This is a genomic window from Providencia alcalifaciens (assembly GCF_915403165.1).
In the GTDB taxonomy this organism is placed as follows: Bacteria; Pseudomonadota; Gammaproteobacteria; order Enterobacterales; family Enterobacteriaceae; genus Providencia; species Providencia alcalifaciens_C.
Genome location: NZ_OU659204.1, coordinates 3,083,146 through 3,109,880, shown reverse-complemented (window position 1 = coordinate 3,109,880; position 26,735 = coordinate 3,083,146). Strand labels below are relative to the sequence as shown.

The window sequence follows — 26,735 nt, the reverse complement described above, 5'->3', positions numbered from 1 at the left end:
ATTTACCGTTTATTCGGTTTTCGTTTTAACTAAGGTTGTTTGTGATTATGCAAGCTCAGCTTTCTGATGCGTGGATGCAGCGATTTGCTGGAATCGGGCGTTTATATGGGCAACAAGCCCTTCATCTTTTTGCACGTTCACATGTGTGTGTTATTGGTGTGGGCGGCGTTGGCGTGTGGGCTGCTGAAGCATTAACGCGTTCAGGCATTGGTGCTATCACTCTGATAGATATGGATGATATCTGCGTGACAAATACGAATCGCCAACTTCATGCATTGAAATCAACGGTGGGGCTACCTAAAGTTGATGTGATGAAAGAGCGCATTTTGGCAATCAACCCTGAGTGCACTGTGAATGTTATCGATGATTTCATTACGGTGGATAATGTAGCTGAATACCTCTCGTTAGGGTTCGACTATGTTATTGATGCTATTGACAGTGTGAGACCGAAAGCAGCATTACTGGCATATTGTCGACGTTTTAAAATTCCTATCGTGACGACGGGTGGCGCTGGCGGTCAAATTGATCCGACCCAAATTCAAGTCGCGGATTTAGCAAAGACAGTTCAAGATCCTTTGGCGGCGAAATTACGCGAACGTCTTAAATCAGACTTTAATGTCGTGAAAAATGGCAAAGGTAAATTGGGAATCGATTGTGTGTTTTCGACGGAGCAGTTGGTCTATCCACAAAGTGATGGAACAGTGTGCGCAGCGAAAAGCACGGCAGAGGGTTCAAAACGTATGGACTGTGCATCAGGATTTGGCGCTGTCACGATGGTGACCGCCAGTTTTGGCTTTATTGCGGTGTCCCATGCGTTGAAAAAGATGGTCGCAAAAGCACAAAGAGAAGCTAAGTAGTAGAATTGAGGCCACAAAGTAGCCTCAACGGGATAATCATTCTGCTGGGGTCATTTCACTTGCAATGTTTTTGATTGCTGTAATTAATGCGTGGATCCCATTTTGGCGGGATTCACTGAGTTGCCCTGATAAACCAGTTTGACTAAAAATATCTTCAAAATCAGTCTCTAAAATTTGCTGTGCATTTTTCTGTTCAACACAAGCGAGCAAAATAGCAAATAACCCTTTCACTACACGCCCTTCGCTATCCCCATAAAAGTGGAAAGTGTCATCATCATTGAGAATAGCGCCAATCCATACACGGTTTTCACATCCATGAACTTCCTGAGTCTGCAGCTTTTCTTCATCTGTGAGAGAGGGCAGTTTTTTCGCGAGTTGAATGAGTAAGCGATATTTATCTTCCCACGCTTTTTGTTTAGAAAACTGTTCAACGATTTCGTGAATGACAATTTCTGTGCCAAATGGATGAGAAGCCAGTTCATGTCGAGACAAAGTCATTAGATTACCTTTTAATCATTTAAAATCGAAAGTGCGAATTTTACTGAATAAATAAATTTATCAATATCTTGCCTGTTATTATATGGCATGGCGGAGATGCGTAAACAGCCGCTAATATTGAGTGAATCCATTAATGGTTGAGCACAATGTTGTCCATAGCGTAATGCAATTTTCTGTTCGGTCAAGAGAAGCCCTAAATCGCTATAGTGAATATTGTGGAAATTGAAAGATAAAAGCGGCGAATTTTGAGTGCGATAGCAAATCGCGCCTTCAAGCTGAGTAAGTTGCTCATAGGCATAGTCTATAAGTGCACAAGTATAGGTTTCTGCCTGCGCTAAGTTTTGCGTTGAAAGCCACTCAAGCACGGCTGAAAAGGCTATCACTCCCGCGATGTTCGGGGTTCCAGCTTCAAATCGTTGAGGTATTGGGGCGAGAGTGAAGCCTGAAAAATCAACGTGATTTAACATTTTACCGCCGCCATGCCATGGATCCATATTGGCTAAATGTTCAGGTTTTCCATAACAGATGCCTAAACCTGTAGGCCCATATAATTTGTGCGCTGAAAACGCGTAGAAATCTACATTAGTTTCCATGACGTTAAGAGGGTGATGTACAACGCCCTGAGCGCCATCGATAACGACTTTTGCACCAAACTGATGAGCAAGTGCGGTTATCGCGCTAATGTCCGGCTGATAGCCTGTTACGTTAGACATTTGCGTTACTGCGACAATTTTGCTTTTGGCATTCAAGATTGATTGCAGCGCATTGAGATCTAAGGTTAAGTCAGGAGTCACCGCCCATTTTACGATCTTTGCACCTGTTTGTTGTGCCAACATCAGCCACGGCAGCAAGTTTGAGTGATGCTCAGCCTCACTGACGATAATTTCATCACCTGCTTGAAGTTTCTCACGGAAATAACTTTGCGCAATCAGATTAATAGATTCAGTGGTGCCACGGGTCCAGATAATGGATTTTTCGTTCGGTGCTTGGATCAATTTTGCCGTTAATAGGCGGCCTTGTTCGTACAATCGAGTAATTTTTAATGCTTCAGGGGATTGTCCACGATAGACCGAACTGCCTGAAAAACGGTAGTAATCATCAGAGGCGTTGGTCATATCCAAGGGTTTTAGGGCGGTGGCGGCGCTATCAAGGAAAATAATATCAGAGCCGATGGCTGGAAATTGCTGACGAAATTGAGGGGCGTTAAAGTTATCCATTATGCTGATTCTTTGATGTTAGCCATCCAATAGGTGAATGTGGCTGTAGTTGTGGTTATGAATATGCGTTGATGATGATAATAACGGAAAACAGTGAATAAGTAGATGGAGATAAAAAATGTTATTCAGTTATCGATTATTAGAAATAATTTGTTACACTTAATAGGAAGATTTTTGCTCAAATTTTTGAATAATTGCGCGCCTGAAAAAAGTTAAAGCACTAAATCGAAGAAGGTTTGCTTTTTAACCTAATGGTTAAATTTAATTTAAGATGCGTTTTATGGGCTTTTTTACTCGAAATCCGATGGGATAATGTTTTTTTTATTTTTTATAATGGATTTTATGACGTCCAAAATAAAAAAAAGCACCGCGCTTAGGCGGTGCACTATAAAAATCACTATGGACAGACAGGGTAAATGTACAGGAAGTGAAAAAAAACAGTAGCAATCGCTACAAAGCCTGGATTAACCAGACAACTTGCAAACACAACATCACAACCACAAAGCCAAAAGTTTCAAAGTAACTAAACTCTGCAACTTTTCGTTCCGGCTTAGGAAGTGCGCATACTATAGGTATTTACTGGCGTATCCTCAAGGGACAATTTATAATGCTTCGGATGAGAAAAACTAATGCGTATAACGAAGCTGAGTCGAAGAGATTATGTCTAAAAGATTACCGCCTTTAAATGCTCTGAGAGTGTTTGATGCCGCCGCCCGTCATTTAAGTTTTACTAAAGCGGCAGATGAATTATTTGTGACACAGGCAGCTGTCAGTCATCAAATAAAAAGCTTAGAAGATTTCCTCGGATTAAAGCTATTTCGCCGTCGAAATCGCTCATTGCTGCTGACGGAAGAAGGGCAAAGTTATTATCTTGATATTAAAGAAATTTTCTCGTCTTTAAATGAGGCGACGAGAAAGCTTCAAGCCAGAAGTGCAAAAGGCGCACTAACTGTAAGCTTATCGCCAAGTTTCGCGATACAATGGTTAGTTCCCCGGCTTTCTGGTTTTAACCAAGCTTTCCCTGGCATTGATGTACGTATCCAAGCGGTTGATCGGGAAGAGGATAAACTAGCGGATGATGTTGATGTTGCCATTTTTTATGGCAGAGGAAACTGGACGGGCTTGAGAATGGACAGACTTTACGCCGAATATTTAATGCCAGTGTGTTCACCTTCGTTGATGACCGGGGGTAATCAACTGAAGAACCCGGAAGATTTAGCTAAGCACACGTTGCTTCATGACTCTTCTCGTCGTGATTGGCAAGCCTATGTTAAGCAATTAGATTTGCAAAATATTGTGAATGTGCAGCAAGGGCCTATTTTTAGCCACAGCTCCATGGTGATCCAAGCGGCAGTTCATGGGCAAGGAGTGGCATTAACCAACAATGTGATGGCAAAGAACGAGATTGATGCCGGCAGATTGGTGTGTCCGTTTAGTGAGGTATTAGTCAGTAAAAATGCATTCTATCTGGTCTGCCAAGAGAGTCAGGCCGATTTAGGGAAAATAGCGGCATTTCGTCAATGGATCCTTGCGCAAGCAGCCAGCGAGCAAGAAAAGCTTGGCTTTATTACCAATGATCAAGATTTGACGCATATACAATAATCAAACAGTTAAAACGAAGGTGCTATTGTGAATAGTCGTTTGATGTTAATTTTTGCAGGGATTAGTGGATTTTTTATTGTTGCATTTGGAGCCATTGGCTCTCATGCGCTTTCTCCAATTATGAGCGCCCATCAAATGGCTTGGATTGAAACAGGGCTACGTTATCAAATGTTTCATACCGTTGCATTAATGGTGCTGGGTGCGGTATTACTGCGTAAAGTCATTTTGTGGTTCTATTGGGCAGGTGTGTTTTTCTCCGTAGGGATACTTCTTTTTAGCGGTAGCCTTTATTGTATGGCCTTATTGCAGGTAAAATACTTCTCTTATTTTACGCCAATAGGTGGCGTTTGCTTCCTAGTTGGCTGGCTTTTAGTTGTTATTGGCGCTATGCGTCTAAGGAAATCGGCGTCACGCAATGAGTAATAAAATTGCATTATATTGCCGCCCGGGCTTTGAAAAAGAGTGTGCAGCAGAAATTACAGATAAAGCAGGGCAACGAGAAATTTACGGTTTTGCCCGCGTTAAAGAAAATAGCGGCTATGTTATTTTTGAATGTTATCAATCTGAGGATGCGGACATCCTTGCGCGCACACTTCCATTTCGTGAATTGATTTTTGCTCGCCAAATGTTTGTGGTGGGTGATTTATTAAAAGATTTACCGCCAGAAGATAGAGTCACACCGATTGTGAACGCACTTAGCCAGCAGGTTGAGAGAGCGGGGGATCTGCGTGTTGAAGTTGCGGATACCAATGAATCAAAAGAATTGATGAAATTCTGCCGTAAATTTACGGTACCTCTGCGTAATGCGCTACGCCAAGAGAAAGTCTTATTGGCGAAAGAGAACTTTAAACGCCCAGTCGTCCATGTGTTCTTTATTGCACCAGGGTGCTGCTATACCGGCTATTCTTATTCGAATAATAGCTCGAATTTCTATATGGGTATTCCGCGCTTGAAGTTCCCATCGGATGCACCAAGCCGCTCGACGTTAAAGTTGGAGGAGGCTTTCCATGTGTTTATTCCTTATGAAGAGTGGGATGAGCGTTTAGGGAGTGGCATGAAAGCGGTGGATTTAGGCGCATGTCCGGGAGGATGGACTTACCAGCTCGTCAAACGCAGCATGATGGTGGAAGCGGTAGATAATGGCCCAATGGCGGAAAGCTTGATGAATACAGGGCAAGTTCGCCATCACCGTGAAGATGGTTTTAAATTTAAGCCAACCTCTCAAAATATCACGTGGCTCGTATGTGATATGGTGGAAAAACCGGCCAAAGTGGCTGCATTAATGACTCAGTGGCTGCAAGAAGGCTGGTGCCGCGAGACCATTTTTAACTTGAAGCTGCCGATGAAAAAGCGTTATGAAGAAGTCGCGCATATTCTGGAAAAAATGAAAGTTCAACTGAAAGAGAATGGTATCAACGTTTTGATCCACGCAAAACAGCTTTACCATGACCGTGAAGAAGTGACTGTGCATGTACAACGTGTTTGGTCTGCAAACCCAATGGCGCGTGAATATTATTAAGTTAAAGTTGGCTTGAATAGTAAAAAGGTCACTGTGAAGTGACCTTTCAGACCATTGACAAACCCATCAGGTTTGGAAATGGCTCTTTGGGTTTGTAAAATTAACGAGGAAAATCAATTTATTGATTTTCGCCTGATAACACAAAGAGGGAAAAACCACGCTTTTACCCCTCTTTGTCATCAACCAAAAAGGTCACTGTGAAGTGACCTTTTTTGTACCTGCTATTTAGCTTGATAGCGCAACTGATTCAGATTACCTTTCAAGGCAATGTCTGTTTTTAATGTAGCAATATCGCGACAGATAAGCGCCATTTCTTGTTGGTTGGAGAGCTTTTTCTGCCATTTGTCTTCAAGAACGTCAAAATTAGCGTACAAATTTTCAATCGTGTGGAATCGCTGAAGCAGCTCAGTGGCACTTTTAGCGCCAATACCTGCCACCCCTGGAACTTTACTGCTGCTGATCCCCGCTAAACCCCAGTAATCAGGAAGTTGTTCAGGCTTGACTCCAAATTCATTTTCAATGAAAGGAACGTCCAGCCAACGTTTTTGAAAATAGTCACGGATACGCAGGTTTGGAGAGAGTAGCTGGCAGTAACCTTTATCGGTAGAGACGATGGTGACGGTATGCCCAGAATCGGCAATGCGTTTAGCTAGAGTGGCTGCTAAATCATCGGCTTCATCACCTTCAGATTGCCAGCAATGGATACCATTGTCTTCAAATTGGGCGACGAGCTGAGGCAACTCAGCTTGCAAGTTTTCAGGCATAGGCTGACGCCCTGCTTTATAGTCAGGCAGTTTCTCATGACGCCAACTATGGTGGCGACCTTCTTCATCAAATACTGCCACAATATGGGTGGCGCTAGTGTGGTTAATTAATTGAGAAATAGCGGACAAACAGGTTTCTCCACATGGGCTACCCTGAACCGCGTGGATACGTCGAATTAAATTTAAAGCATCAATAATTAATAAATGGATCATAAGCCGTTTGGTGGTTAAACGCGCCGTCCATGGCACGTAGGTGATTATTTCACAATTTCATAGCAAGGTTCGTAAGCGGTGCCACCCGGCAACTTCATACGATGCTGCTTCACGAAACCTTGGAGTAAAATGTCCATGCGTTTCATGATGTCGCTATCCCCATGAATTTTGAAAGGACCATGTTTTTCAATCGCTTTCATGCCGACTTCTTTGACGTTGCCGGCAACAATTCCAGAGAAAGCACGGCGTAAATCGGAAGCCAGTTTTTCAGGGGATTGACCCGGATGCAGATTCAGTGACGCCATGTTTTCATGAGTTGGTTCAAATGGATGCTGTAGATCAGGGGCGATTTTAATCGACCAGTTGAAGCTGTATGCATCACCCGTATTACGACGGCTCTCTTTCACTGCAGACATGCCTTTTTTCATCACGCGCGCCACTTCTTGTGGGTTGTCGATAATGATTTGGTAATGTTTGCTAGCTTCATCTCCCAGAGTATGGCGAATAAAATCATCCAAAACAGAGAAGTATTCAGCGCTCTCTTTTGGTCCCGTCAGGACTAATGGCAGCACTTGCTCGGTATTTTCAGGATCCATCATAATACCCAACAGATACAGCAGTTCTTCTGCGGTTCCCACACCACCTGGGAAAATAATGATCCCGTGGGCTAAACGGACAAATGCCTCAAGACGTTTTTCTATGTCTGGCATGATGATCAGTTCATTAACTAATGGGTTAGGTGGCTCAGCCGCGATGATGGATGGCTCGGTTAACCCGATAAAACGGCTGTCTTTATAACGCTGTTGAGCGTGACCTACCGCGGCACCTTTCATTGGTGCCTCCATGGCCCCCGGTCCGCAACCCGTACAGATGTTCAGTTCACGTAAGCCGAGTTCATTACCAACTTTACGACCATAGAGGTATTCATTTTCATTAATGGAGTGTCCACCCCAGCACACGATCATATTCGGATCTTCACCAATATGTAGCGCACGGGCGTTACGTAAGATGGAAAAGATCATATTAGTGAGGTGAGTGCTGTTTTCTAAATCGAGATGGAACTGCTGTTTAGCATTACTGATTTGAGCGTGAACAAACAGAATATCGCGCAGTACGGCAAACAAGTTCGCTTGTAATGAGCGAATGATTTTACCGTCAACGAACGCTTTTTCTGGTGGGTTGATAAGCTCTAATTTGATACCACGCTCACGGCGTAAAATGTTGATATCAAAACCTGCACTTTTTTCTAAAAGCTCTTTACTGCTGTCAGTTAAGCTTCCTGAATGTAATACCGCTAAGGAGCAGTTTCGATATAGCTGATACAGATGGCTGCTCGCCGTACGTTTCAGCATATCGACTTCAAGCTGAGACAATAGATCCATAGATCCTAATGGACTGATATGAGTAATCAAGTAACACTCCTTTGCCCAATTGGGCTCTTGACGCGTGAATTACATTGAAAATGATTTAAATAGCATTCTCTTAAATTACACTGATTTTCAATTTAGTAGGTACTTATTGCCGTGCCAAACGACCCGTGTCAGGCTCGAATTGTTCATTACTGCGCCATGGGTTGATATCAAGCCCACCTCGGCGAGTATAGCGTGCATACACCGATAATTTTTCTGGTTTGCACAGTATTGTTATGTCGTTGAAAATGCGCTCCACGCACTGTTCGTGGAATTCATTATGATGACGAAATGAGACGAGGTAACGTAATAACGCTTCATGGTCAATTTTCGGACCACGATAATGAATTTGTACTGAGCCCCAATCAGGTTGGTTGGTTATCAAACAATTTGATTTCAACAGGTGGCTGACGAGGGTTTCTTCGACGACCTCTGGTTGGGTGCAATCGGCCAAATAGTGGCGATTAAATTCATAGTTATCGATGTCAATCTCTTGCTCATCAATACAGACACCGTGGAATTGGTGAATGGCTTGTTGAGTGAAGTCATCAAGTTTATAAAGTGTAACCTTAACCTCGCCATTAGCACAGCGGCTTAGGTCATTTTGCAAAACGCTTCGCACATTTTCCCACGTTTCGAAGTGAGTCTGATTGAAACTATTGAGATAAAGCTTGAAGCTTTTTGATTCAACAAGGTTTTCACTTGTGGCATCCACACTGACGGAGCCTATTGCCACTTGAGGAACGCCCCGGGCATTTAGCCAAGAGAGTTCATACAGTGTCCAAATATCGGCACCGTGGAATGGCAGTGTATCAGCATGAATATCCAAAGGATCGCGATTAAGGCTACGCGGTACCGCTTGCAATAAAGCGGCATCATATTGGTCATGATAAGCCGTCTTTTTCCCGAGGGTTAAATTATCGAGAGCGGGGTTATTTTGATAGTGAGACATAGTGATCCTTATCTTTTCGGCATGTCAGTGCTGAACATTGGCAAACTGAGTGCATTTTATTCGCTTGTTAACTTCTGTCATAATACCATTTATCCGTAATATTGAGTCCGCCAATTTAAATTGGTTTCAATAATGTTATTTCTCACAATTGAAAAACGATGAATACAATAATCTCTGATTTAATTAAAAATTTTACCAGCCAGTATGTGGCTAAGTGGCAAGAAGCAACGGGGCTTCCACCTGTGTCTGCTGAGCTGTATGGGGTGCCTTCTCCTTGCATCGTTCGTACTGGTGATGATGTGGTTTATTGGGAGCCTCAACCATTTCCATTAGAAGAGAAAAGCTTAAATAATGTGGCTAATGCGCTAGATCTCCAATTACAGGACGATTTTCACGCTTTTTATACCACTCAGTTAGCTGGAGATATGAGTGCGACGTTTGGTGATTTGTCATTGAATTTGGTGCAAGTATGGAGTGAGGAGGATTTTATTCGCTTACAGGAAAACTTGATTGGGCACTTGGTGACTCAAAAGCGCTTAAAATTAGCACCAACGCTGTTTATTGCCACGTTAGACTCTGAATTAGAGATGATTTCTATGTGTAATTTAACAGGCGAAATTATTGTAGAAACGTTTGGAAGTAAGCAACGACAAGTTATTGCAGAAAATCTTGCGAGCTTTATTCAACAACTGAAGCCCGTTATATCATCTCAGGGGTAAGAGATTTATAGCATGGTGCTGTAGGTTATTGCCTACAATTTGGTTAAGCCATATCTTAATAATTTTTCATTTTACTGAAATGAGAACTATTTAACTTTTAATTTCATGGCGTTACTATCCATTTTAAGTTTTTTATTATTTTTTGAATAACCTGAATGTAGAACACTAGGTTGTTTGGTTAATGGATTTAATACATTCTTATCGGGCTGGACAGGGTAGTTGTTTAGCTTTTTTACATATAAAAAACAAGGAAATGGATAACCTAGCAGAACAGTTGGTCTGCTAAATTTTTATCTAACAGGATGTTAGGCGGCAGGAAGTCGCATTGCAGGATGCAAGTCAATTGAGAGATAAGTAGCCAGTTAGTTTTAACTGGCTACTTTTTTTTATTTCTGAGCTGAGTTTGAGTATTGAGTAAGGGACTCAATAATATTTTGGGACATGGCTTCTCTCAGTGCTTCGCGCTTACGAAATTCAGAACGTCTCTGGCTTTTCACTGATTCGATATCACGCATCGGCTCTCGGAGCGGTAATTGATACCAACCTTCAGAATTTAATACTCCACCGCACTCTTCCCAAAAGGTATCGTAGCTGGATTTTAAATGCTGGCTTTTGATATGGCTGTTATTTGAAATTCCTAGAATAGATTTGATTTGGAAATAAGCAGCTACTGCATAAATAGCAGACATTAAAAGGTTTTTAGGCCTCATTGCATGCATTTGCTTAGTAATGGATTTCACTTGCTCTACGCTCTGTTCAGTCGATGGTCCTTGTAGAGAGCAGACATAAAGCTGACCTTGTTCACCAAATGAGAAACTCATCAAATAGATTTCATCACCCGTTTCATTTAGTAAATGAATGGAGAGATCCCCTTCACGAGGATATTGAGAATAAATCATTTTTAATTGAGCAAAATCACCAGATTTTAGCTCAATATTCGCCACTGTTAAGCCATCTCGTTTATCTGAAAACATGGTGGTGATAGCTTCTGGCGTAAAGGTTTTTTCAATTAAATCTAACGTGTAGCTTGCAGTGGATAATTTCTGTTTACCACTCCATGCTTTATGCAGGTACTTGTTAATTGGTCGTTCAATAAATTGCGGCACACCTTCGATAGTTGCAGATAATAGGGCACTTTGATATGTGTCGCACATCGATTGATATTGCTGATATTGTTGTGAAGGCAACTTAGCAATGCGGATCTTTCTTTTTAGCTGAACATATTTGTTAGTGAAAGATTTCCAGGTCTGATTTTGTTGACGCCACTGCTTTAATAGTCCCATAGATAAACCATCTTTATGTTAATAATGAAAAAATCAAACTGTATAGAAAAACATTTGATAATAAATGCTAAATATACAACAAATGATAAACAAATATTAATTGTTTTAGTAAATGCGAATAAAGAGACATTGAGGCATAACTTGGAGGCACATGATTGCTTTTTGTTTGTCTCATCCCCATATTTGCGACAAAACTGTGTCCAAAAATACGGTATATTTTGAATCATTAAATTTGAATAGGTTTTAGTATGAATATTGAGCAGCGCATCCTTGAAAAACTCGGTCATCTTGAAATAGAGATGAGAGCAAAATCCTTATGGGAAGAGGTCCCGCCAAGTCCTGACGCGTTCGAGAGTGTGGAGCCTTTTGCTATCGATACGATGGAAGCCGCCCAATGGCTTCAGTGGATTTTAATTCCTCGCTTGACCGCAATGATTGATCAAGGTTCTATGCTGCCGAGCAATTTTGCTATCGCACCGTACTTTGAAGAGATCTACAAAGACGATGAAGAAGGGCGCTTTATTGCCTTCCTCGATCATTTGCGTGAATTAGATAGTTATTTTCAGTTTACTGTGATGGGCGGATAACGGATGCTGGATATTATCTATCAAGATGAGTACGTGGTTGCAGTTAATAAACCGGCAGGCATGTTGGTGCATCGCAGCTGGCTTGACAGCAAAGAAACGGTGTTTGTGATGCAAACACTGCGTGACCAAATTGGGCAGCATGTTTTTCCAATCCATCGTCTTGATAGACCAACATCGGGTGTGTTGTTGTTTGCATTATCCAGTGAGGTAGCAAGGTCACTCGCCGAGCAGTTTGAGCAGCATACCATGGAAAAAGTGTACCATGCGATTGTGCGGGGCTACGTTACACAAGGGGATAGATTGGATTATCCGTTACTTGAGGAACTCGATAAAATTGCGGATAAACACGCCACTAAAGAGCCACGGCTACAAGAGTGTGTCACCCATTACAAACCCTTGGCGATAGTTGAATGTCCAGTGGCGATTGGGCGCTATGATACTGCGCGTTTTAGCCTCGTTGAGCTTAAGCCTGAAACTGGACGCAAGCACCAACTAAGACGCCATATGTCCCATTTACGTCATCCAATTATTGGGGATAGTAAACATGGTGACTTACGACAAAACCGTGGTATGAGTGAGCATTTTTCAGTCTCTCGCTTGATGCTGCACGCTAGCCAGTTAATATTTATTCACCCTATAACAGAAGAAAAAATATCATTAGTCGCGCCATGGGATGCACAATGGCTGTCATTAGTTGAGCAATTTGGATGGGGTGATACCGTCTCGATGCTTGACATTAATGTGATTAATTATCCTGTTTGATAGGCTTTTATAAGGAGGGCGTAATGTCCAAAATCGGAATTTTTGTCGGGACGGTGTATGGCAACGCATTAGCGGTTGCTGAGGTGGCGCAAGAGCTCTTCGAACAGCAAGGCCATGAAGTAGCCGTGTTTGAGGAGCCAACTTTGGCGGATTGGCAAATTTACAATGCGGGAGAAGGCGTTGCTCTAGTGATCACTTCCACCACCGGACAAGGCGACATTCCCGACACTATTGCGCCTCTTTTCTATGAGATTAAAGATGTTGTCGGCTATCAGCCTGAATTGAAATATGGTGTGATTGCCTTGGGTGATAGCAGCTATGAGAATTTCTGCGGGGCAGGCAAGCAGTTTGATGAGCTATTAGCTGAGCAATCTGGCAGCCGTATTGGCGATGTGCTATTTATTGATGCGACTGAAGTGGAAGAGCCTGAAGAGTTTGCAAAAGCGTGGTTACAATCTTGGGTGGATATGCTGTAAATAGCGAGCCTTATGCATCTGCACTGTAAACATGTTGGTTTACAGTGCAGTGAGGAAGCTGATTATTTACGAGTGAGTTTCTCGAGATCCGCTTCAATTTCTGCGATTTTATTGGACACAACGTGTTCTAAATGACGTAAGTCATCTAAAATTTTGTGTTTTAAATCAACATCAGTTTGGTCGTTTTGACAAATTTGATCCAGTTCTTCAATGGCATAACGTAAGTTAGTATTGATTTCGTTAATTTCTTTGAAGTTGTTGCTGCCATCAGTCGCTGCAACAGTCTTACGCTGGCGTGGGTACTTAAATTTCACGCTTTTAGCGAAAAACTCGCCTTTATCTTTGCGAAAGTAAATTTTTAAAATATCGTTATTAGCTTCTTGGCGCAGGGAATAGCGGTCGATATCTTGCGGATTGCTGATACCTAAACTTTTCAAATTGTCGTACATGTTAGCTCGCTTAATCGTAAGGGACTGTGTCGATGACTTTTAGGGTTATAAATAAGGGCTATAAACAAGGCGGTCTCTTTTTATAACCATTTACTGAGCCCTAATTGCTTATAAAATGATTAGTTACAAAATAACCATCTAATAATAGCAGCTAATTGACCAAGGGCAGTAAATTCTCGTTCATATTATGCGCGATTAATCCAGTTTGACCAACCTCTGTTTGTAATAGAATCTTCTTTATTATTTGCGTTATCTATCTATAACCCAGAGGCTTCTGCTGACTTAACGAGGGATTTATGCTTGAGGTGCAGGATTTTCCATTATGGATCAATGGGACACTCGGCTACCCGATTCGCAGATGAACATGCGCTTCGGGGTAGCTTCGCGTTTTACACCTTATGCCCCTTAAAATGTAAGGGTAGGTGAGAGTGTTTAGAGCCTGATTAGTCACTCATGCGGTAACTTACCGGCAAGCTACTCATCAATACTTCTTAGTAACTCATTGATACCGACTTTCCCGCGGGTTTTTTCGTCGACTTTTTTCACGATTACGGCGCAGTACAGACTATAGCGACCATCTTTGGACGGTAAATTACCAGAAACGACAACGGAACCTGCAGGTACGCGACCATAGAAAATTTCACCAGTTTCACGGTCATAAATCTTGGTGCTTTGACCCAGATAAACGCCCATAGAAATAACGGAACCTTCTTCAACAATCACGCCTTCAACCACTTCAGAACGTGCGCCGATAAAGCAGTTATCTTCGATAATTGTTGGGTTTGCTTGTAATGGCTCCAGAACACCACCGATGCCGACGCCACCAGATAAGTGAACATTTTTACCAATTTGTGCACAAGAGCCCACTGTTGCCCATGTATCAACCATTGTTCCTTCATCAACATACGCGCCGATATTGACGTAAGATGGCATCAATACGCTGTTTTTAGCGATATAAGCCCCTTGGCGTACGGCAGCAGGTGGAACAACACGGAAGCCTTCACGTTCAAAGCGAGCTTTGTCGTAATCTGCAAATTTCATCGGAACTTTATCAAAATAGCGGCTTTCAGCGCCTTCGATGACTTGGTTATCATGAATACGAAAAGATAATAAAACTGCTTTTTTCAGCCACTGGTGAGTGACCCAAACACCCGCAATTTTTTCTGCAACACGCAGTTTACCGCTATCTAATAAAGCGATGGTTTCCATCACGGCTTGTTTAACCGCTGGTGTAACGGTATTCGGAGTAATGGATGCGCGATCTTCGAATGCTTGCTCAATAATTGTTTGTAATTGTTGCATTAATATTGTTTCTCCTACAATGGTTCTCAGTCAGGTAACATGCCATAAATTAGATTGGCACTATATTTTATCCTTCGATTTAAGGGCTTCTGTCAACCTTTCTGATAACTCTTGTTGCATATTTTTATCCAATGCTTTGTGTTCTTTATCCGCTAAAACGAAAAAGTCTTCGACTTTTTCGCCAATGGTCGTGATACGGGCACCATATAAAGAAATCTCCATTTGAGCGAAAATGCGCCCCACTTTGGCGAGTAATCCGGGTTGGTCAAGAGCGAATAACTCCATGTAGGTACGACGGTCATTATTTGAGTGTAGAAAATTTACTTTGGTTGGCACGCTGAAATGACGTAGCTTCGCAGGGAGTGTTCGCGGTTTTGGTAACGGAATTTCAGGTTGTTGAACTGCCAGTAATAGCGCCTTGCGGATATGTTCATATCTATCTTTCGAAAGTGGCGAGCCGTTAGGTTCGAGTACCACGAAAGTATCCATGGCCATATTATCTTTATTGGTAAAAATTTGAGCGCTATGAATGCTTAGATTGCGTCTATCCAGTTCACTGGCAACTGTTGCAAATAAGTGCGCTTTGTCGTGGCACCAGATAAAAATTTCTGTTCCACCATGTTTCGGTTGAGTGCTGATTAACACCAAAGGCTGGGTTAAATCGTGTTTGAGCAGGTGGTTGGCGTGCCAAGCCAGTTGAATTGGCGTGTGACGTAGGAAATAATCCGCATGACAGCGTGACCACAAAGTGTTGAGCTGCTCTTCATCAATGTGAGATTGGCGTAGTAGCGATAGCGCTTGGTAACGATGATGACGAATGCGTTCGCGAAGATCGGGGGTACTTTGCATGCCTTGGTTGAGTTGATGCTCGGTAGAAAGATAGAGCTCGCGGATCAAGCTTTGCTTCCAGCTATTCCATAATGTGCTGTTGGTGGCACAAATATCGGCAACCGTTAAACACATCAGGTAATTCAAGCGTGCTGTCGATTTTACTTCCCCAGCAAACTGTTTGATCACATCAGGGTCTTGAATATCTCGGCGTTGGGCTGTCACAGACATTAGTAGGTGGTTTTTCACCAGCCATGAGACAAGCTCTGCATCTTTGGTTGTAAAATCGTGTTGAAGTGCGAATTCATAGACAAATTCAGCCCCTAAATCGGAGTGATCTCCTGAGCGCCCTTTGCCAATATCATGGAACATCGCCGCTAATCGCAAGAGTTCTGGTTGTAAAATTTTAGGGTAAACACTGACGCATAATGGGTGTTCGTGGCGATTCTCTTCCTGCGTAAAACTGTCGATTTTTTGTAAGACGCGAATAGTGTGCTCATCCACTGTATAGGCGTGGAACAGATCAAACTGCATTTGGCCTACAATGTTGCTCCAAAATGGCGTATAAGCGCTGAGAACACTGTGTAAGTGCATCGGCACAAAAGCCCCTTTTATGGCTCTTGGGTGGCGCAATATTTTGACAAACATGCGGCGAGCTTCTGGGATTTCGCATAATGGGACTTTAAGATCGCGCCGTGCAAAGCGTAATTGGCGTAATGTGGTGGAGTAGATCCCTTCAATATTAGGGTTGCGAGCCATTTGATAAAACATTTTCAAAATAGCTTCAGGCTGCTTAATAAACAGCATTTCGTCAATCACATCGATTAAGTTGCCACGCAGTTGAAAATATTCATCAATAGGGCGCGGTTTTTCATTCGGATTCAATGCCAAAATAGCTTCATCAAACAGTTGCAGAAGCATTTGATTCAATTCCCTAACGCGGCGAGTGACGCGATAGAAATCTTTCATCATGCGCTCGACAGGTTGGTTGCGTTCTCCGGTATAACCTAATGATTGTGCAACACTAAATTGACGATCAAATAGTAGGCGGTTGTCATAGCGCTTGACCACTAAATGCAAGGCAAAGCGGATTTTCCATAAAAACGATAAACACTCTTTGAGTTCTTGACGTTCTTCTTCGGTGAGAAAGCCAAAACCGACCATTTCATCGACGGTTGTCGCACCAAAATGGCGGTGACCTACCCACAGTAAGGTATGAATATCCCGTAATCCGCCAGGGCTGCTTTTAATATCTGGTTCTAAGTTGTAGCTAGTGCTGTGATAACGCTGGTGGCGTTCTTGTTGTTCAGTTAATTTAGCCGCAAAAAAAGTGGCGGATGGCCAAAATTCATCACTAAAAATAGTTTTCTGTAATCTTAAGAATAAAGTGATATCACCACAGATTAAGCGCGATTCAATCAGGTTGGTGGCGGTGGTTAAGTCTTGCTTTCCTGCTTCAATACACTCTTCCAATGAGCGAACACTGTGCCCGATATCAAAACGCAGATCCCAGAGTAAGGTAATGAACTGACCGACTTTAGCGGCAATCTCTTCAGGGAGCGGTTGCTGGCTGAGGATTAAAATATCGATGTCTGACAGCGGGTGTAGCTCATGACGACCGTAGCCACCGACGGCAATCAACGACATATCTGAACATTGGTCAAAATGGTAAGACTGCCAAAGCTTGGTGAGCAAGGCATCAAGGTAGTCACTGCGGGCGCGGAGTAAATCTACGACATTTTGCCCTTGGTGAAATGCAGATTCTAGCCAAGCATCAAATTGATCAACGTGTTGCCGAAGCGCTGAAAGCTCAAGATCGGAAGGTTGGAAATGAGTGGGGGATAAATAGCTGTTTGAAGGTGCCGTCATCATGATCTGTCCGTGTTGAGAAACATACAGAAATTATGGTCAGCTTACGTTTTTTTAAAGGGGATGAACAGAAAAACTAAGCTCCCCCTAAGAGGAGCTTGAAATGCGATTACTCGTTGATCAGAACCGCTGAAATAAATGGCTCTTCTTCTTTACGCAGAGTTAAAATTTCACAGCCGTTGTCAGTCACCGCTAAAGTGTGCTCGTACTGTGCAGACCAACCACGGTCTTTGGTTTTTACGGTCCAACCGTCTTTCATGGTACGGATACGAAAATCACCGGTATTCACCATTGGTTCGATAGTAAAGGTCATGCCTTTTTGCAGCACAACGCCGCTATCATCGGCATCATAATGCAGCACTTGTGGCTCTTCGTGGAAACCTTCACCGATGCCGTGACCGCAATATTCGCGAACCACTGACAGGTCTTGTTTTTCAACAAACTCTTGAATGGCTTTACCGAGGGTGCGTAAACGGATACCTGGTTTTACCATACGGATTGCCAAATACAGACTCTCTTGAGTCACTTGGCACAGGCGCTCACCCTGAATAGTCGGTTTACCGACGATGAACATTTTAGAGGTATCGCCGTGGAAACCATTTTTGATGACAGTGACGTCGATGTTAACGACATCACCATCTTTCAGAATTTTATCGTCACTTGGAATGCCGTGGCAGATAACATCATTCACAGAAATACAAACAGACTTAGGGAAACCATGGTAGTCAAGGCAGGCTGGGATCGCTTGTTGTTGCTCAACAATGTGTTTGTGGCAAAGGCGATCCAATTCACCTGTACTGACTCCCGGCACAACATGCGGTGCAATCATTTCTAACACTTCAGCTGCTAGGCGACCAGCAACACGCATTTTCTGAATATCTTCTTCAGTTTTGATAATAATAGCCATGAGTTCAGTCCATATATGTCAGCAAGGGATTTGCGACATGTTAAAAAAAGGGATTCTAAATGGGCAATTGTTGCGACATTTTTACCGTTGATGTCGAGTATGGTAACAGTCACCGCATTTTCTGCCAACTAGTTGGCGATATGTTTAGATGTCCACAATTCGATTAAAAACAGATAATGGAGCACAGGGTAAGCCAAGCCTCAGGCGTGGTTTGTTCAAATTGAGCTTTCTAGGGCACAAATTGTCAAAAATGTAAGTCGATTTTTGATGATTAAATTTTTATCTCAACTATTTTTCGCTATCGTTTTGTTGTTGCTCTATATTTGCCCAGAGGGCCTTTTGTGACGGGCAAAATTCGTTGAAATCTGAGTAATACACTTGGTTTTTATCAGGGAAAAAAGCAACAATTATTGGATTACAACTGCATTTTATGGTATAAAGCGCGCCGGCAATCCATATTTTTCTCTTTATCTCATTTTTTAATCTAATTTGGATTAGTGAGTGAATCTTAAAGGCATCGATTGGATGTGCGTAAACTAAAACTCAATTGTGTAATAACACACACGAATCGGCACATGCGCCGGGGTGCTCTTATGCGTTTAGACGCAGCTATAGAGTCGGTAGCATGGGATTCGTGGAGGCATAACCCCAATTACTTATATACAGAGGTATAAAATGGCAACTGTTTCCATGCGCGATATGTTACAAGCGGGCGTTCACTTTGGTCACCAGACTCGTTACTGGAACCCTAAAATGAAACCTTTCATTTTCGGCGCTCGTAACAAAGTTCATATCATCAACTTGGAAAAGACTGTTCCAATGTTCAACGAAGCTCTGGCTGAGTTGACTAAAATTGCTTCTCGTAAAGGCAAGATTCTGTTTGTTGGTACTAAACGTGCTGCAAGCGAAGCCGTTCAAGAAGCTGCTGGAAGCTGTGATCAATATTTCGTGAACCACCGTTGGTTAGGTGGGATGCTGACTAACTGGAAAACTGTTCGTCAGTCAATCAAACGCCTGAAAGATCTGGAAGCTCAGTCACAAGACGGTACTTTCGACAAACTGACCAAGAAAGAAGCGCTGATGCGTACTCGTGAACTTGGTAAGTTAGAAAACAGCTTAGGCGGTATCAAAGATATGGGCGGTTTACCAGACGCTCTGTTCGTTATCGATGCAGACCACGAACACATTGCTATCAAAGAAGCTAACAACCTGGGTATCCCAGTATTCGCTATCGTTGATACTAACTCTGATCCAGACGGTATCGACTTCGTTATCCCTGGTAACGACGATGCAATCCGTGCAATCAAACTGTATCTGGGCGCTGTAGCAAACACCGTTCGTGAAGGTCGTTCACAAGATCTGGCTGTTCAAGCAGAAGAAAGCTTAGTAGAAGCTGAATAATAAGGCAAAAGCCCTTATTAACCAGGTATTGCTATATATTGGTTAGAAGGGGCCTACTTAGGCCCCTTTTGTCTCTGTGAATCAGAATTATCCTTGTGGGAAAGTCCCGTGAGGTATATCGAGGAATAAATCACATGTCTGGAATTACCGCTGCATTGGTAAAAGAACTGCGCGAACGTACTGGCGCAGGTATGATGGAATGTAAAAAAGCATTAGTTGAAGCTAACGGCGACATCGAATTAGCCATCGACAACATGCGTAAATCAGGTCAAGCGAAAGCAGCTAAAAAAGCAGGCCGTGTTGCTGCTGAAGGCGTTATCCTGACTGAAGTTTTCAACGACGGTAAAACTGGTGCGCTGATCGAACTGAACTGCGAAACTGACTTCGTTGCTAAAGATGCTGGTTTCTTAGCATTCGGTAAAGAAGTTTTAGCTTCTGTTGTTGCTGATAAAAACGCTGACATTGACGCTCTGAAAGCAAAATTTGAAGAAGCGCGTACAGCTTTAGTTGCGAAAATTGGTGAAAACATCAATATTCGTCGCGTTTCTATTTTGGAAGGCGCACAAGTAGGTAGCTACCTGCATGGCGCACGTATCGGTGTTCTGGTTGCTGGCGAAGGCGCAGATGACGAACTGCTGAAACACATCGCTATGCACATCGCTGCAAGCAAGCCAGAATATGTGACTCCAGAAAACGTTCCAGCTGATGTTGTTGCTCACGAGCACCAAATTCAGTTAGACATCGCTATGCAATCTGGTAAACCACGCGAAATCGCTGAAAAAATGGTTATCGGTCGCATGAACAAATTCACTGGCGAAATCTCTCTGACTGGCCAGCCTTTCGTAATGGATCCAAGCAAATCTGTTGGTGACTTACTGAAAGAAAAAGGTGCTAACGTAACGAACTTCATCCGCTTTGAAGTTGGTGAAGGTATCGAGAAAGTTGAAACTGACTTCGCAGCAGAAGTTGCTGCAATGAGCAAGTAATCAACGAAAAGGGCCGCCGATTGGCGGCCTTTCTTTAATACACTGCATATTTCAAGCTGCATGCATTCGCCTCTTTTGGTGTAGCGACTCAACTTCCTGCAACTTGAACTATTTTTGTGTAGCATTCTGTATTAAATACATTTTTCGGCATATAGAGCGAGGCTCTATATGTATGACTCCAATAATGACCTGTTAGGACACAACTCATGGCAACCAATGCAAAACCCGTTTATCAGCGTATTCTGCTTAAACTAAGTGGCGAGGCTCTACAAGGTGCAGAAGGTTTTGGTATCGATGCTAGCGTTTTAGATCGTATGGCTCAGGAAATCAAAGAACTTATAGAACTGGGTATACAGGTCGGTGTGGTTATTGGTGGTGGTAACTTGTTCCGTGGTGCCGGTCTGGCACAAGCTGGCATGAACCGCGTTGTTGGTGACCATATGGGTATGCTGGCAACCGTGATGAATGGTCTGGCAATGCGTGATGCGCTGCATCGTGCATACGTAAACGCAAGACTGATGTCTGCAATTCCACTTAATGGCGTGTGTGATAACTATAGCTGGGCTGAAGCTATCAGCTTACTTCGTCACGGCCGTGTGGTTATCTTCTCTGCGGGAACAGGAAATCCATTCTTCACAACGGACTCAGCAGCTTGCTTACGCGGTATTGAAATTGAAGCTGATGTTGTACTGAAAGCCACAAAAGTTGATGGCGTTTACTCGTCAGATCCTGCCAAAGATCCTGATGCCGTTCTATATGAAAACCTGAATTATCAAGACGTTCTTGAGCGTGAATTGAAAGTTATGGATTTAGCTGCATTTACGCTAGCACGCGATCACAATCTGCCAATTCGTGTTTTCAACATGAATAAGCCAGGCGCATTACGCCGTGTTGTGATGGGTGAAAACGAAGGAACTCTGATTTCTCACAATTAATACTCAGAGACATGACCTGAGTTTGAATGTATTATCTAACATAAATTCAGACAATTTAAGCGAGGCTGCTTTGCGGCCTTTAATAACAAGTTCTTAAGGGTTGATAACGTGATTAACGAAATCCAAAAAGATGCTCAAGACCGTATGGAAAAGAGCCTTGAAGCACTAAAAAGTCAAATCAGCAAAGTTCGTACTGGCCGCGCTTCACCAAGCCTGTTAGATGGCATTAATGTTGATTATTACGGTTCATCGACGCCTCTGCGTCAATTAGCTAACGTGACTGTTGAAGATTCACGTACATTAGCAATTTCTGTTTTTGACCGTAGCATGTCACCTGCAATCGAAAAAGCGATCATGGCGTCTGACTTAGGTCTGAACCCATCTTCAGCAGGTACTGTTATCCGTGTTCCACTTCCTCCATTAACGGAAGAGCGTCGTAAAGACTTAATTAAAGTGGTTCGTGGCGATGCAGAGCAAGGTCGTATCGCGATTCGTAACGTTCGCCGTGACGCTAACGATAAAGTTAAAGCTTTACTGAAAGACAAAGAAATCAGTGAAGATGACGAGCGCCGTTCACAGGATGACATCCAAAAGCTGACTGATAACTTCATCAAAAAAGTGGATGAAGCATTAGCTCAGAAAGAAGCGGAGCTGATGGAGTTTTAATCCATCTTGATAATAAAGCCATCTGAACACATTTTTTAAAAGTGTGCTTTAGCATGGCTTTATTATTTATCATTTCTATTAAACAATCCTTTCTCATCGCTAAGCTGATATAATCTCAGTATTGAATTAATACAGAGTATCTGATCACTATGAAACGTCTTACAATCCTGGGCTCTACAGGTTCAATCGGTACAAGTACACTTTCTGTTGTTCGTCAAAATCCTGATCAATTCCAAATTCTTGCATTAGTCGCAGGTAAAAACGTGACTGAGATGGCAAGCCAGTGCCTCGAATTTAATCCTAAGTATGTCTCAATGGCTGACGAAAGCGCAGCGAAAGCGTTACGCACTATTCTGACGGAAAATAACTGCAAAACAGAGGTTTTATCGGGTACAGAATCAGCTATTGAACTTGCTGGATTAGATGAAGCGGATCAAGTGATGTCTGCAATCACTGGCGTAGCGGGGTTACTCCCAACATTGTCAGCAATTCGCAAAGGGAAAAGAATATTATTAGCGAATAAAGAGTCCCTGATTACCAGTGGCCGTTTATTCTTTAATGCGATTCGAGAGCACCAAGCGACAGTTTTCCCGATTGATAGTGAGCATAACGCGATTTTTCAAAGCCTACCTGAAGAGATTCAATTGAATTTAGGCTTTGCCGACCTGACGGCTTCTGGGATTTCCAGCATTGTGCTGACAGGATCTGGTGGGCCATTTAGAGATACGCCGTTATCTTATTTTGATCAGGTGACACCTGATGAGGCATGTAATCATCCTAATTGGTCAATGGGACGCAAAATCTCGGTAGACTCTGCGACTATGATGAATAAAGGTCTAGAATATATTGAGGCCTGCTATTTCTTTAATGCTAATGAAAAGCAGATGGAGGTAATTATTCACCCTCAATCTGTGATCCATTCTATGGTTCGCTATCGTGATGGGAGTGTTATCGCCCAGTTAGGAACACCGGATATGCGCACGCCTATTTCGTACAGCATGGCCTATCCGCAGCGCATTATGTCTGGCGCTAAGCCATTGGATTTCAATACGTTATCTTCGCTGACTTTTGTGGGGCCTGATTACCAACGTTATCCTTGTCTGAAACTGGCTATCGATGCATGTCACCAAGGGCAAGCGGCGACTACCGCATTAAATGGTGCGAATGAAATCACTGTCGGTGCATTCTTAGAAGAGAAAATTCGCTTTACGGATATTGCAAAAATTAATCACAAGATTATGGATAAATTAGATTTTTCGGAACCCACGTCCATTGATGAGGTCTTAGAAATCGATGCTTGTGCTCGTCGTGAAGCAGCTCAGCTAATTGCTCAAGAATTTTAATCTTGATATGTGATTTATTTAGTTGCTGATAACTATAATATATCTTTAATATGTGGCGTGTTGAGAATAGAAAGCTTATCAACAATAAGCACATTAAGGATGTGTCTTATCAGCAATTATAATCATAAGAGTTATGATTGAGCCGGATTTCCCAAGTAGTACAGACAAGGATTAACATTTAATGAACTCTAGTGGTGAAAATCTCTCTGATTCTATGATGCCTAAGCATGTTGCCATCATTATGGATGGTAATGGGCGATGGGCAAAACAGAGAGGAAAATTCAGAATTACTGGTCATCGAGCAGGTGTTGAATCTGTACGTAGTTCTGTGCGTTTTGCAGTAAAGAACAATATTCGTTCCCTGACACTTTACGCATTCAGCAGTGAAAATTGGAAAAGACCAGAAAAAGAAGTCAGTTCGTTGATGGATCTGTTTGTTTTTGCATTAGATAATGAAGTCAAAAACCTGCATAAAAATAACGTAAAACTGAAAATTATTGGTGATGTTAGTCGCTTTAGTGAAACCTTAAGAAAAAGAATTGATAAAGCGGAAGCATTAACAGCAGGTAATACAGGTTTACAGCTGAATATTGCCGCTAACTACGGTGGACGCTGGGATATTGTTAATAGCGTTAAGCAAGTTTATGAAAAAGTGAGTCGTGGTGAGTTATCTATTGATGACGTAACTGAAAGTACGATTAGCGAGCATGTTTGTATGCATGACCAAGAGTGTGTCGATTTGGTGATCCGTACAGGTGGAGAACATCGCATTAGTAATTTCTTGTTATGGCAGGTTGCTTATGCGGAATTTTATTTCACCAACGTTTTATGGCCAGATTTTGATGAAATGGTGTTTCAGGATGCAGTCGATGCTTTTAGCAAGCGAGAACGGCGCTATGGTGGAGCAGAATCAGATGACGAACTCGTCAAATAAAAGGGGATGGATGTGCTGAAGTATCGTTTACTCACTGCGGTGATTTTAATTCCAATTGTTATAGCTGCACTTTTTTTACTGTCCCCAGCAAATTTCGGTTTAGTGGTTATCGCAGTCTGTGCGTTGGGCGCATGGGAATGGGCGCAATTTGCAGGATGGCATTCACAAACTCAACGTATCGGTTTAGCGGTTGTATTTGCGGCGGTATTACTCGCAATTCAATTTTCTTTACCAGACATGACTGCACTTTCAAGTTCTCCGTTTATTTTATATAGCCTATGGGCGGGTTTAATCTGGTGGGTTGCCGCCATTTTATTAGTTGTGACATACCCAGCCTCTGCCTCATGGGGCAAATCGGTCATCATTCGCTTACTGTTTGGTGTATTAACTATCGTGCCTTTCTATAGTGGCATGATGGTATTAAGAACCATTGGTTACCAAGCAGATACCTCTGTTGGGGCATGGTGGTTACTCTACGTTATGTTATTGGTATGGGGTGCAGACTCGGGGGCTTATGCGTTTGGACGTACTATTGGTCGCAATAAAATGGCACCAAAAGTTTCTCCGGGTAAAACATGGGAAGGATTAGTTGGTGGTTTAATTACGGCTGGAATTATCTCATGGTTATTTAGCTTATATGCACCAATCCCAGCAATGCCAGATTATTTACTAGTGACTTCAATTATTGTTGTTGTAGTATCTGTGTTCGGTGATTTAACAGAGAGTATGTTTAAGCGCCAATCGGGTATTAAAGACAGTAGTCATTTAATTCCAGGTCACGGTGGAATACTCGATAGAATTGATAGTTTAACTGCGGCAATCCCTGTATTTGCAGGGCTAAATTTGTTAGTTTTTAACGGTTTTGGTCTTTAGGAAGATTAATGGGATTTATTTGGAGCTTAGCGGCGTTTATTATTGCGATTGGTGTGCTGATTACTGTGCACGAATTTGGACATTATTGGGTCGCACGCCGTTGCGGTGTTTATGTCGAGAAATTCTCTATAGGGTTTGGTAAAACACTATGGCGTAAAGTCGATAAACATGGGACAGAGTTTGTTTTAGCGCTGATCCCACTTGGTGGTTACGTCAAAATGCTCGATGAGCGTGTTGGTGAAGTAAGCCCAGAACGCCGTCACTTAGCTTTCAATAATAAGACCGTTGGACAACGAGCCGCCATTATCAGCGCGGGGCCTCTTGCGAACTTTTTGCTCGCTATTGTTGTCTACTGGATTGTCTTTATGATTGGGATTCCGTCTGTTCGCCCGGTCATTGATAGTATTAAGCCAAATTCCATTGCCGCTGAGGCAAATTTTGAGCCTCAGATGGAACTAAAATCGATAGATGGTATCGAAACACCTGATTGGAATTCAGTTCGTTTAGCGCTGGTGAGTAAAATTGGTGATAGGGAATTTACTGCACAAGTTTTACCTCAAGGATATAATGAGCCAGTTTCTAAAACAGTGGATTTAAGCGCATGGCAGTTTGACCCTGAAAAGCAGGATCCTATTTTATCAATAGGGATTATGCCAGTGTCTGCGAAGGTCGACCCAGTCATCCATAAAGTGACTGCGGGCTTAGCAGGCGAGCGTGCCGGTTTAAAACCGGGAGATAGAATTATCAGTGTCAACGGAGAGCTTCTGGATACGTGGAATCCAGTGACGAGAATAATCCGAAATAATCCGGGGACACCATTAAAATTAGCCGTGCAACGTGATTCGACATTGATTGATTTAACCTTGGTTCCTGATGTTCAGGAAGATAAAAAAGGTGAGCGTTTTGGCGTTGCAGGTGTCGAACTAACTGTATTACCGCTAGCAGATGAATATAAAATGGTGCAGCAATACAACCCTGTATCTGCTCTGTTTCAAGCTAGTGACAAGACTTGGCAGTTAATGAAACTGACAGTCAATATGATGGGTAAACTGGTTGTTGGGGATGTCAAACTCAATAACTTGAGCGGGCCGGTATCTATCGCAAAAGGTGCGGGGGTTTCGGCGGAGTCAGGCTTGGTATATTATCTGATGTTTATTGCGCTGATTAGCGTGAACTTAGGCATCATCAATCTATTTCCATTGCCTGTGTTAGATGGGGGGCACTTACTCTTCTTATTAATTGAAAAAATTAAAGGGAGTCCAGTGTCTGAGCGAGTACAAGACTTCAGTTTTCGAATTGGTGCAATGGCATTGATTCTGTTAATGGGACTTGCACTTTTTAATGATTTCTCTCGCTTCTAATTTTGTAAGCTTGGGACCAGTAA

26 protein-coding genes are annotated in these 26,735 nt (G+C 42.6%); 16 read left to right on the top strand and 10 right to left on the bottom strand.

Annotated elements, in window-relative coordinates; translation table 11 throughout:
• Positions 1-47: 47 nt before the first annotated feature.
• Positions 48-857, top strand: coding sequence for a tRNA cyclic N6-threonylcarbamoyladenosine(37) synthase TcdA (gene tcdA / locus LDO73_RS14165; protein WP_224058816.1), 810 nt, complete (start codon positions 48-50; stop codon positions 855-857).
• A gap of 36 nt (positions 858-893) precedes the next feature.
• On the opposite strand, the gene csdE is transcribed toward tcdA, so the two are convergent.
• On the bottom strand, positions 894-1,355 hold the full coding sequence (gene csdE, locus LDO73_RS14160) for a cysteine desulfurase sulfur acceptor subunit CsdE (protein ID WP_224058813.1): 462 nt from the start codon (positions 1,353-1,355) through the stop codon (positions 894-896).
• An 11-nt stretch (positions 1,356-1,366) separates the two neighbouring features.
• Positions 1,367-2,572 carry a cysteine desulfurase CsdA gene (csdA, locus tag LDO73_RS14155; RefSeq protein WP_224058811.1) on the bottom strand — a complete coding sequence of 402 codons (1,206 nt, stop codon included), beginning with the start codon at positions 2,570-2,572 and terminating at the stop codon, positions 1,367-1,369.
• Between the two features lie 660 nt (positions 2,573-3,232).
• Here csdA and LDO73_RS14150 point away from each other — a divergent pair.
• The 3 genes from LDO73_RS14150 to rlmM are packed head-to-tail and all read left to right on the top strand — an operon-like array spanning position 3,233 to position 5,693.
• Entirely contained in the window at positions 3,233-4,174 is a 942-nt protein-coding gene (locus LDO73_RS14150) for a transcriptional regulator GcvA (protein WP_224058809.1), read from the top strand.
• A gap of 27 nt (positions 4,175-4,201) precedes the next feature.
• Positions 4,202-4,597 carry a DUF423 domain-containing protein gene (locus tag LDO73_RS14145; protein WP_036956331.1) on the top strand — a complete coding sequence of 132 codons (396 nt, stop codon included), beginning with the start codon at positions 4,202-4,204 and terminating at the stop codon, positions 4,595-4,597.
• Entirely contained in the window at positions 4,590-5,693 is a 1,104-nt protein-coding gene (rlmM, locus tag LDO73_RS14140) for a 23S rRNA (cytidine(2498)-2'-O)-methyltransferase RlmM (protein WP_224058807.1), read from the top strand. Before LDO73_RS14145 ends, rlmM begins: the two co-directional genes overlap by 8 nt.
• Before the next feature lie 221 nt (positions 5,694-5,914).
• Here rlmM and xni read toward each other — a convergent pair whose 3' ends face one another.
• The 3 genes from xni to queF all read right to left on the bottom strand — a co-directional run bounded on the left by xni (position 5,915) and on the right by queF (position 9,031).
• The gene (gene xni, locus LDO73_RS14135) at positions 5,915-6,670 is read right to left on the bottom strand and encodes a flap endonuclease Xni (protein WP_224061190.1); all 756 of its coding nucleotides are present in this window, start codon (positions 6,668-6,670) and stop codon (positions 5,915-5,917) included.
• A 44-nt stretch (positions 6,671-6,714) separates the two neighbouring features.
• The gene (ppnN, locus tag LDO73_RS14130) at positions 6,715-8,082 is read right to left on the bottom strand and encodes a nucleotide 5'-monophosphate nucleosidase PpnN (RefSeq protein WP_224058804.1); all 1,368 of its coding nucleotides are present in this window, start codon (positions 8,080-8,082) and stop codon (positions 6,715-6,717) included.
• A 103-nt stretch (positions 8,083-8,185) separates the two neighbouring features.
• Complete coding sequence (gene queF / locus LDO73_RS14125) at positions 8,186-9,031, bottom strand: NADPH-dependent 7-cyano-7-deazaguanine reductase QueF (protein WP_224058801.1); 846 nt, start codon at positions 9,029-9,031, stop codon at positions 8,186-8,188.
• A 158-nt stretch (positions 9,032-9,189) separates the two neighbouring features.
• Here queF and syd point away from each other — a divergent pair, with 158 nt between their 5' ends.
• Positions 9,190-9,750 (top strand): SecY-interacting protein, encoded by a 561-nt coding sequence (gene syd, locus LDO73_RS14120; protein ID WP_224058799.1) that lies wholly within the window; start codon positions 9,190-9,192, stop codon positions 9,748-9,750.
• 386 nt (positions 9,751-10,136) lie between these two features.
• On the opposite strand, the gene LDO73_RS14115 is transcribed toward syd, so the two are convergent.
• On the bottom strand, positions 10,137-11,033 hold the full coding sequence (locus tag LDO73_RS14115) for a VirK/YbjX family protein (RefSeq protein ID WP_224058796.1): 897 nt from the start codon (positions 11,031-11,033) through the stop codon (positions 10,137-10,139).
• Between the two features lie 248 nt (positions 11,034-11,281).
• On the opposite strand from LDO73_RS14115, the gene LDO73_RS14110 reads away from it, so the two are divergent.
• From LDO73_RS14110 to LDO73_RS14100, 3 genes are read left to right on the top strand one after another with little or no spacing between them, the layout of a single operon-like run.
• Positions 11,282-11,620 (top strand): YqcC family protein, encoded by a 339-nt coding sequence (locus tag LDO73_RS14110; protein WP_224058794.1) that lies wholly within the window; start codon positions 11,282-11,284, stop codon positions 11,618-11,620.
• Positions 11,621-11,623: 3 nt separating this feature from the next.
• Positions 11,624-12,382 (top strand): tRNA pseudouridine(65) synthase TruC, encoded by a 759-nt coding sequence (gene truC, locus LDO73_RS14105; protein WP_224058792.1) that lies wholly within the window; start codon positions 11,624-11,626, stop codon positions 12,380-12,382.
• Positions 12,383-12,405: 23 nt separating this feature from the next.
• On the top strand, positions 12,406-12,858 hold the full coding sequence (locus tag LDO73_RS14100) for a flavodoxin (protein ID WP_224058790.1): 453 nt from the start codon (positions 12,406-12,408) through the stop codon (positions 12,856-12,858).
• Between the two features lie 62 nt (positions 12,859-12,920).
• Here the strand turns inward: LDO73_RS14100 and LDO73_RS14095 are convergent, their stop codons facing one another.
• The 4 genes from LDO73_RS14095 to map form a co-directional block, all read right to left on the bottom strand.
• On the bottom strand, positions 12,921-13,307 hold the full coding sequence (locus tag LDO73_RS14095) for a DUF3461 family protein (protein ID WP_224058788.1): 387 nt from the start codon (positions 13,305-13,307) through the stop codon (positions 12,921-12,923).
• A 474-nt stretch (positions 13,308-13,781) separates the two neighbouring features.
• Positions 13,782-14,609, bottom strand: a complete 828-nt coding sequence (dapD, locus tag LDO73_RS14090) for a 2,3,4,5-tetrahydropyridine-2,6-dicarboxylate N-succinyltransferase (RefSeq protein WP_224058786.1) — start codon at positions 14,607-14,609, stop codon at positions 13,782-13,784.
• 60 nt (positions 14,610-14,669) lie between these two features.
• Positions 14,670-17,309 (bottom strand): bifunctional uridylyltransferase/uridylyl-removing protein GlnD, encoded by a 2,640-nt coding sequence (glnD, locus tag LDO73_RS14085; RefSeq protein WP_224058784.1) that lies wholly within the window; start codon positions 17,307-17,309, stop codon positions 14,670-14,672.
• A 106-nt stretch (positions 17,310-17,415) separates the two neighbouring features.
• Positions 17,416-18,213 carry a type I methionyl aminopeptidase gene (gene map / locus LDO73_RS14080; RefSeq protein WP_224058782.1) on the bottom strand — a complete coding sequence of 266 codons (798 nt, stop codon included), beginning with the start codon at positions 18,211-18,213 and terminating at the stop codon, positions 17,416-17,418.
• A 675-nt stretch (positions 18,214-18,888) separates the two neighbouring features.
• On the opposite strand from map, the gene rpsB reads away from it, so the two are divergent.
• The 8 genes from rpsB (at position 18,889) to rseP (ending at position 26,712) form a co-directional block, all read left to right on the top strand.
• Positions 18,889-19,614 (top strand): 30S ribosomal protein S2, encoded by a 726-nt coding sequence (gene rpsB / locus LDO73_RS14075; protein WP_224058780.1) that lies wholly within the window; start codon positions 18,889-18,891, stop codon positions 19,612-19,614.
• Positions 19,615-19,748: 134 nt separating this feature from the next.
• On the top strand, positions 19,749-20,600 hold the full coding sequence (gene tsf / locus LDO73_RS14070) for a translation elongation factor Ts (protein WP_224058777.1): 852 nt from the start codon (positions 19,749-19,751) through the stop codon (positions 20,598-20,600).
• Positions 20,601-20,806: 206 nt separating this feature from the next.
• Positions 20,807-21,535, top strand: a complete 729-nt coding sequence (pyrH, locus tag LDO73_RS14065) for a UMP kinase (RefSeq protein ID WP_224058776.1) — start codon at positions 20,807-20,809, stop codon at positions 21,533-21,535.
• A gap of 108 nt (positions 21,536-21,643) precedes the next feature.
• Positions 21,644-22,201, top strand: a complete 558-nt coding sequence (frr, locus tag LDO73_RS14060; protein WP_224058774.1) for a ribosome recycling factor — start codon at positions 21,644-21,646, stop codon at positions 22,199-22,201.
• Positions 22,202-22,350: 149 nt separating this feature from the next.
• Entirely contained in the window at positions 22,351-23,544 is a 1,194-nt protein-coding gene (gene ispC, locus LDO73_RS14055; RefSeq protein WP_224058772.1) for a 1-deoxy-D-xylulose-5-phosphate reductoisomerase, read from the top strand.
• Positions 23,545-23,725: 181 nt separating this feature from the next.
• Positions 23,726-24,478, top strand: a complete 753-nt coding sequence (uppS, locus tag LDO73_RS14050) for a polyprenyl diphosphate synthase (protein ID WP_224058770.1) — start codon at positions 23,726-23,728, stop codon at positions 24,476-24,478.
• 6 nt (positions 24,479-24,484) lie between these two features.
• Entirely contained in the window at positions 24,485-25,351 is an 867-nt protein-coding gene (cdsA, locus tag LDO73_RS14045; protein WP_224058769.1) for a phosphatidate cytidylyltransferase, read from the top strand.
• An 8-nt stretch (positions 25,352-25,359) separates the two neighbouring features.
• On the top strand, positions 25,360-26,712 hold the full coding sequence (rseP, locus tag LDO73_RS14040; protein ID WP_224058768.1) for a sigma E protease regulator RseP: 1,353 nt from the start codon (positions 25,360-25,362) through the stop codon (positions 26,710-26,712).
• Positions 26,713-26,735 lie beyond the last annotated feature (23 nt).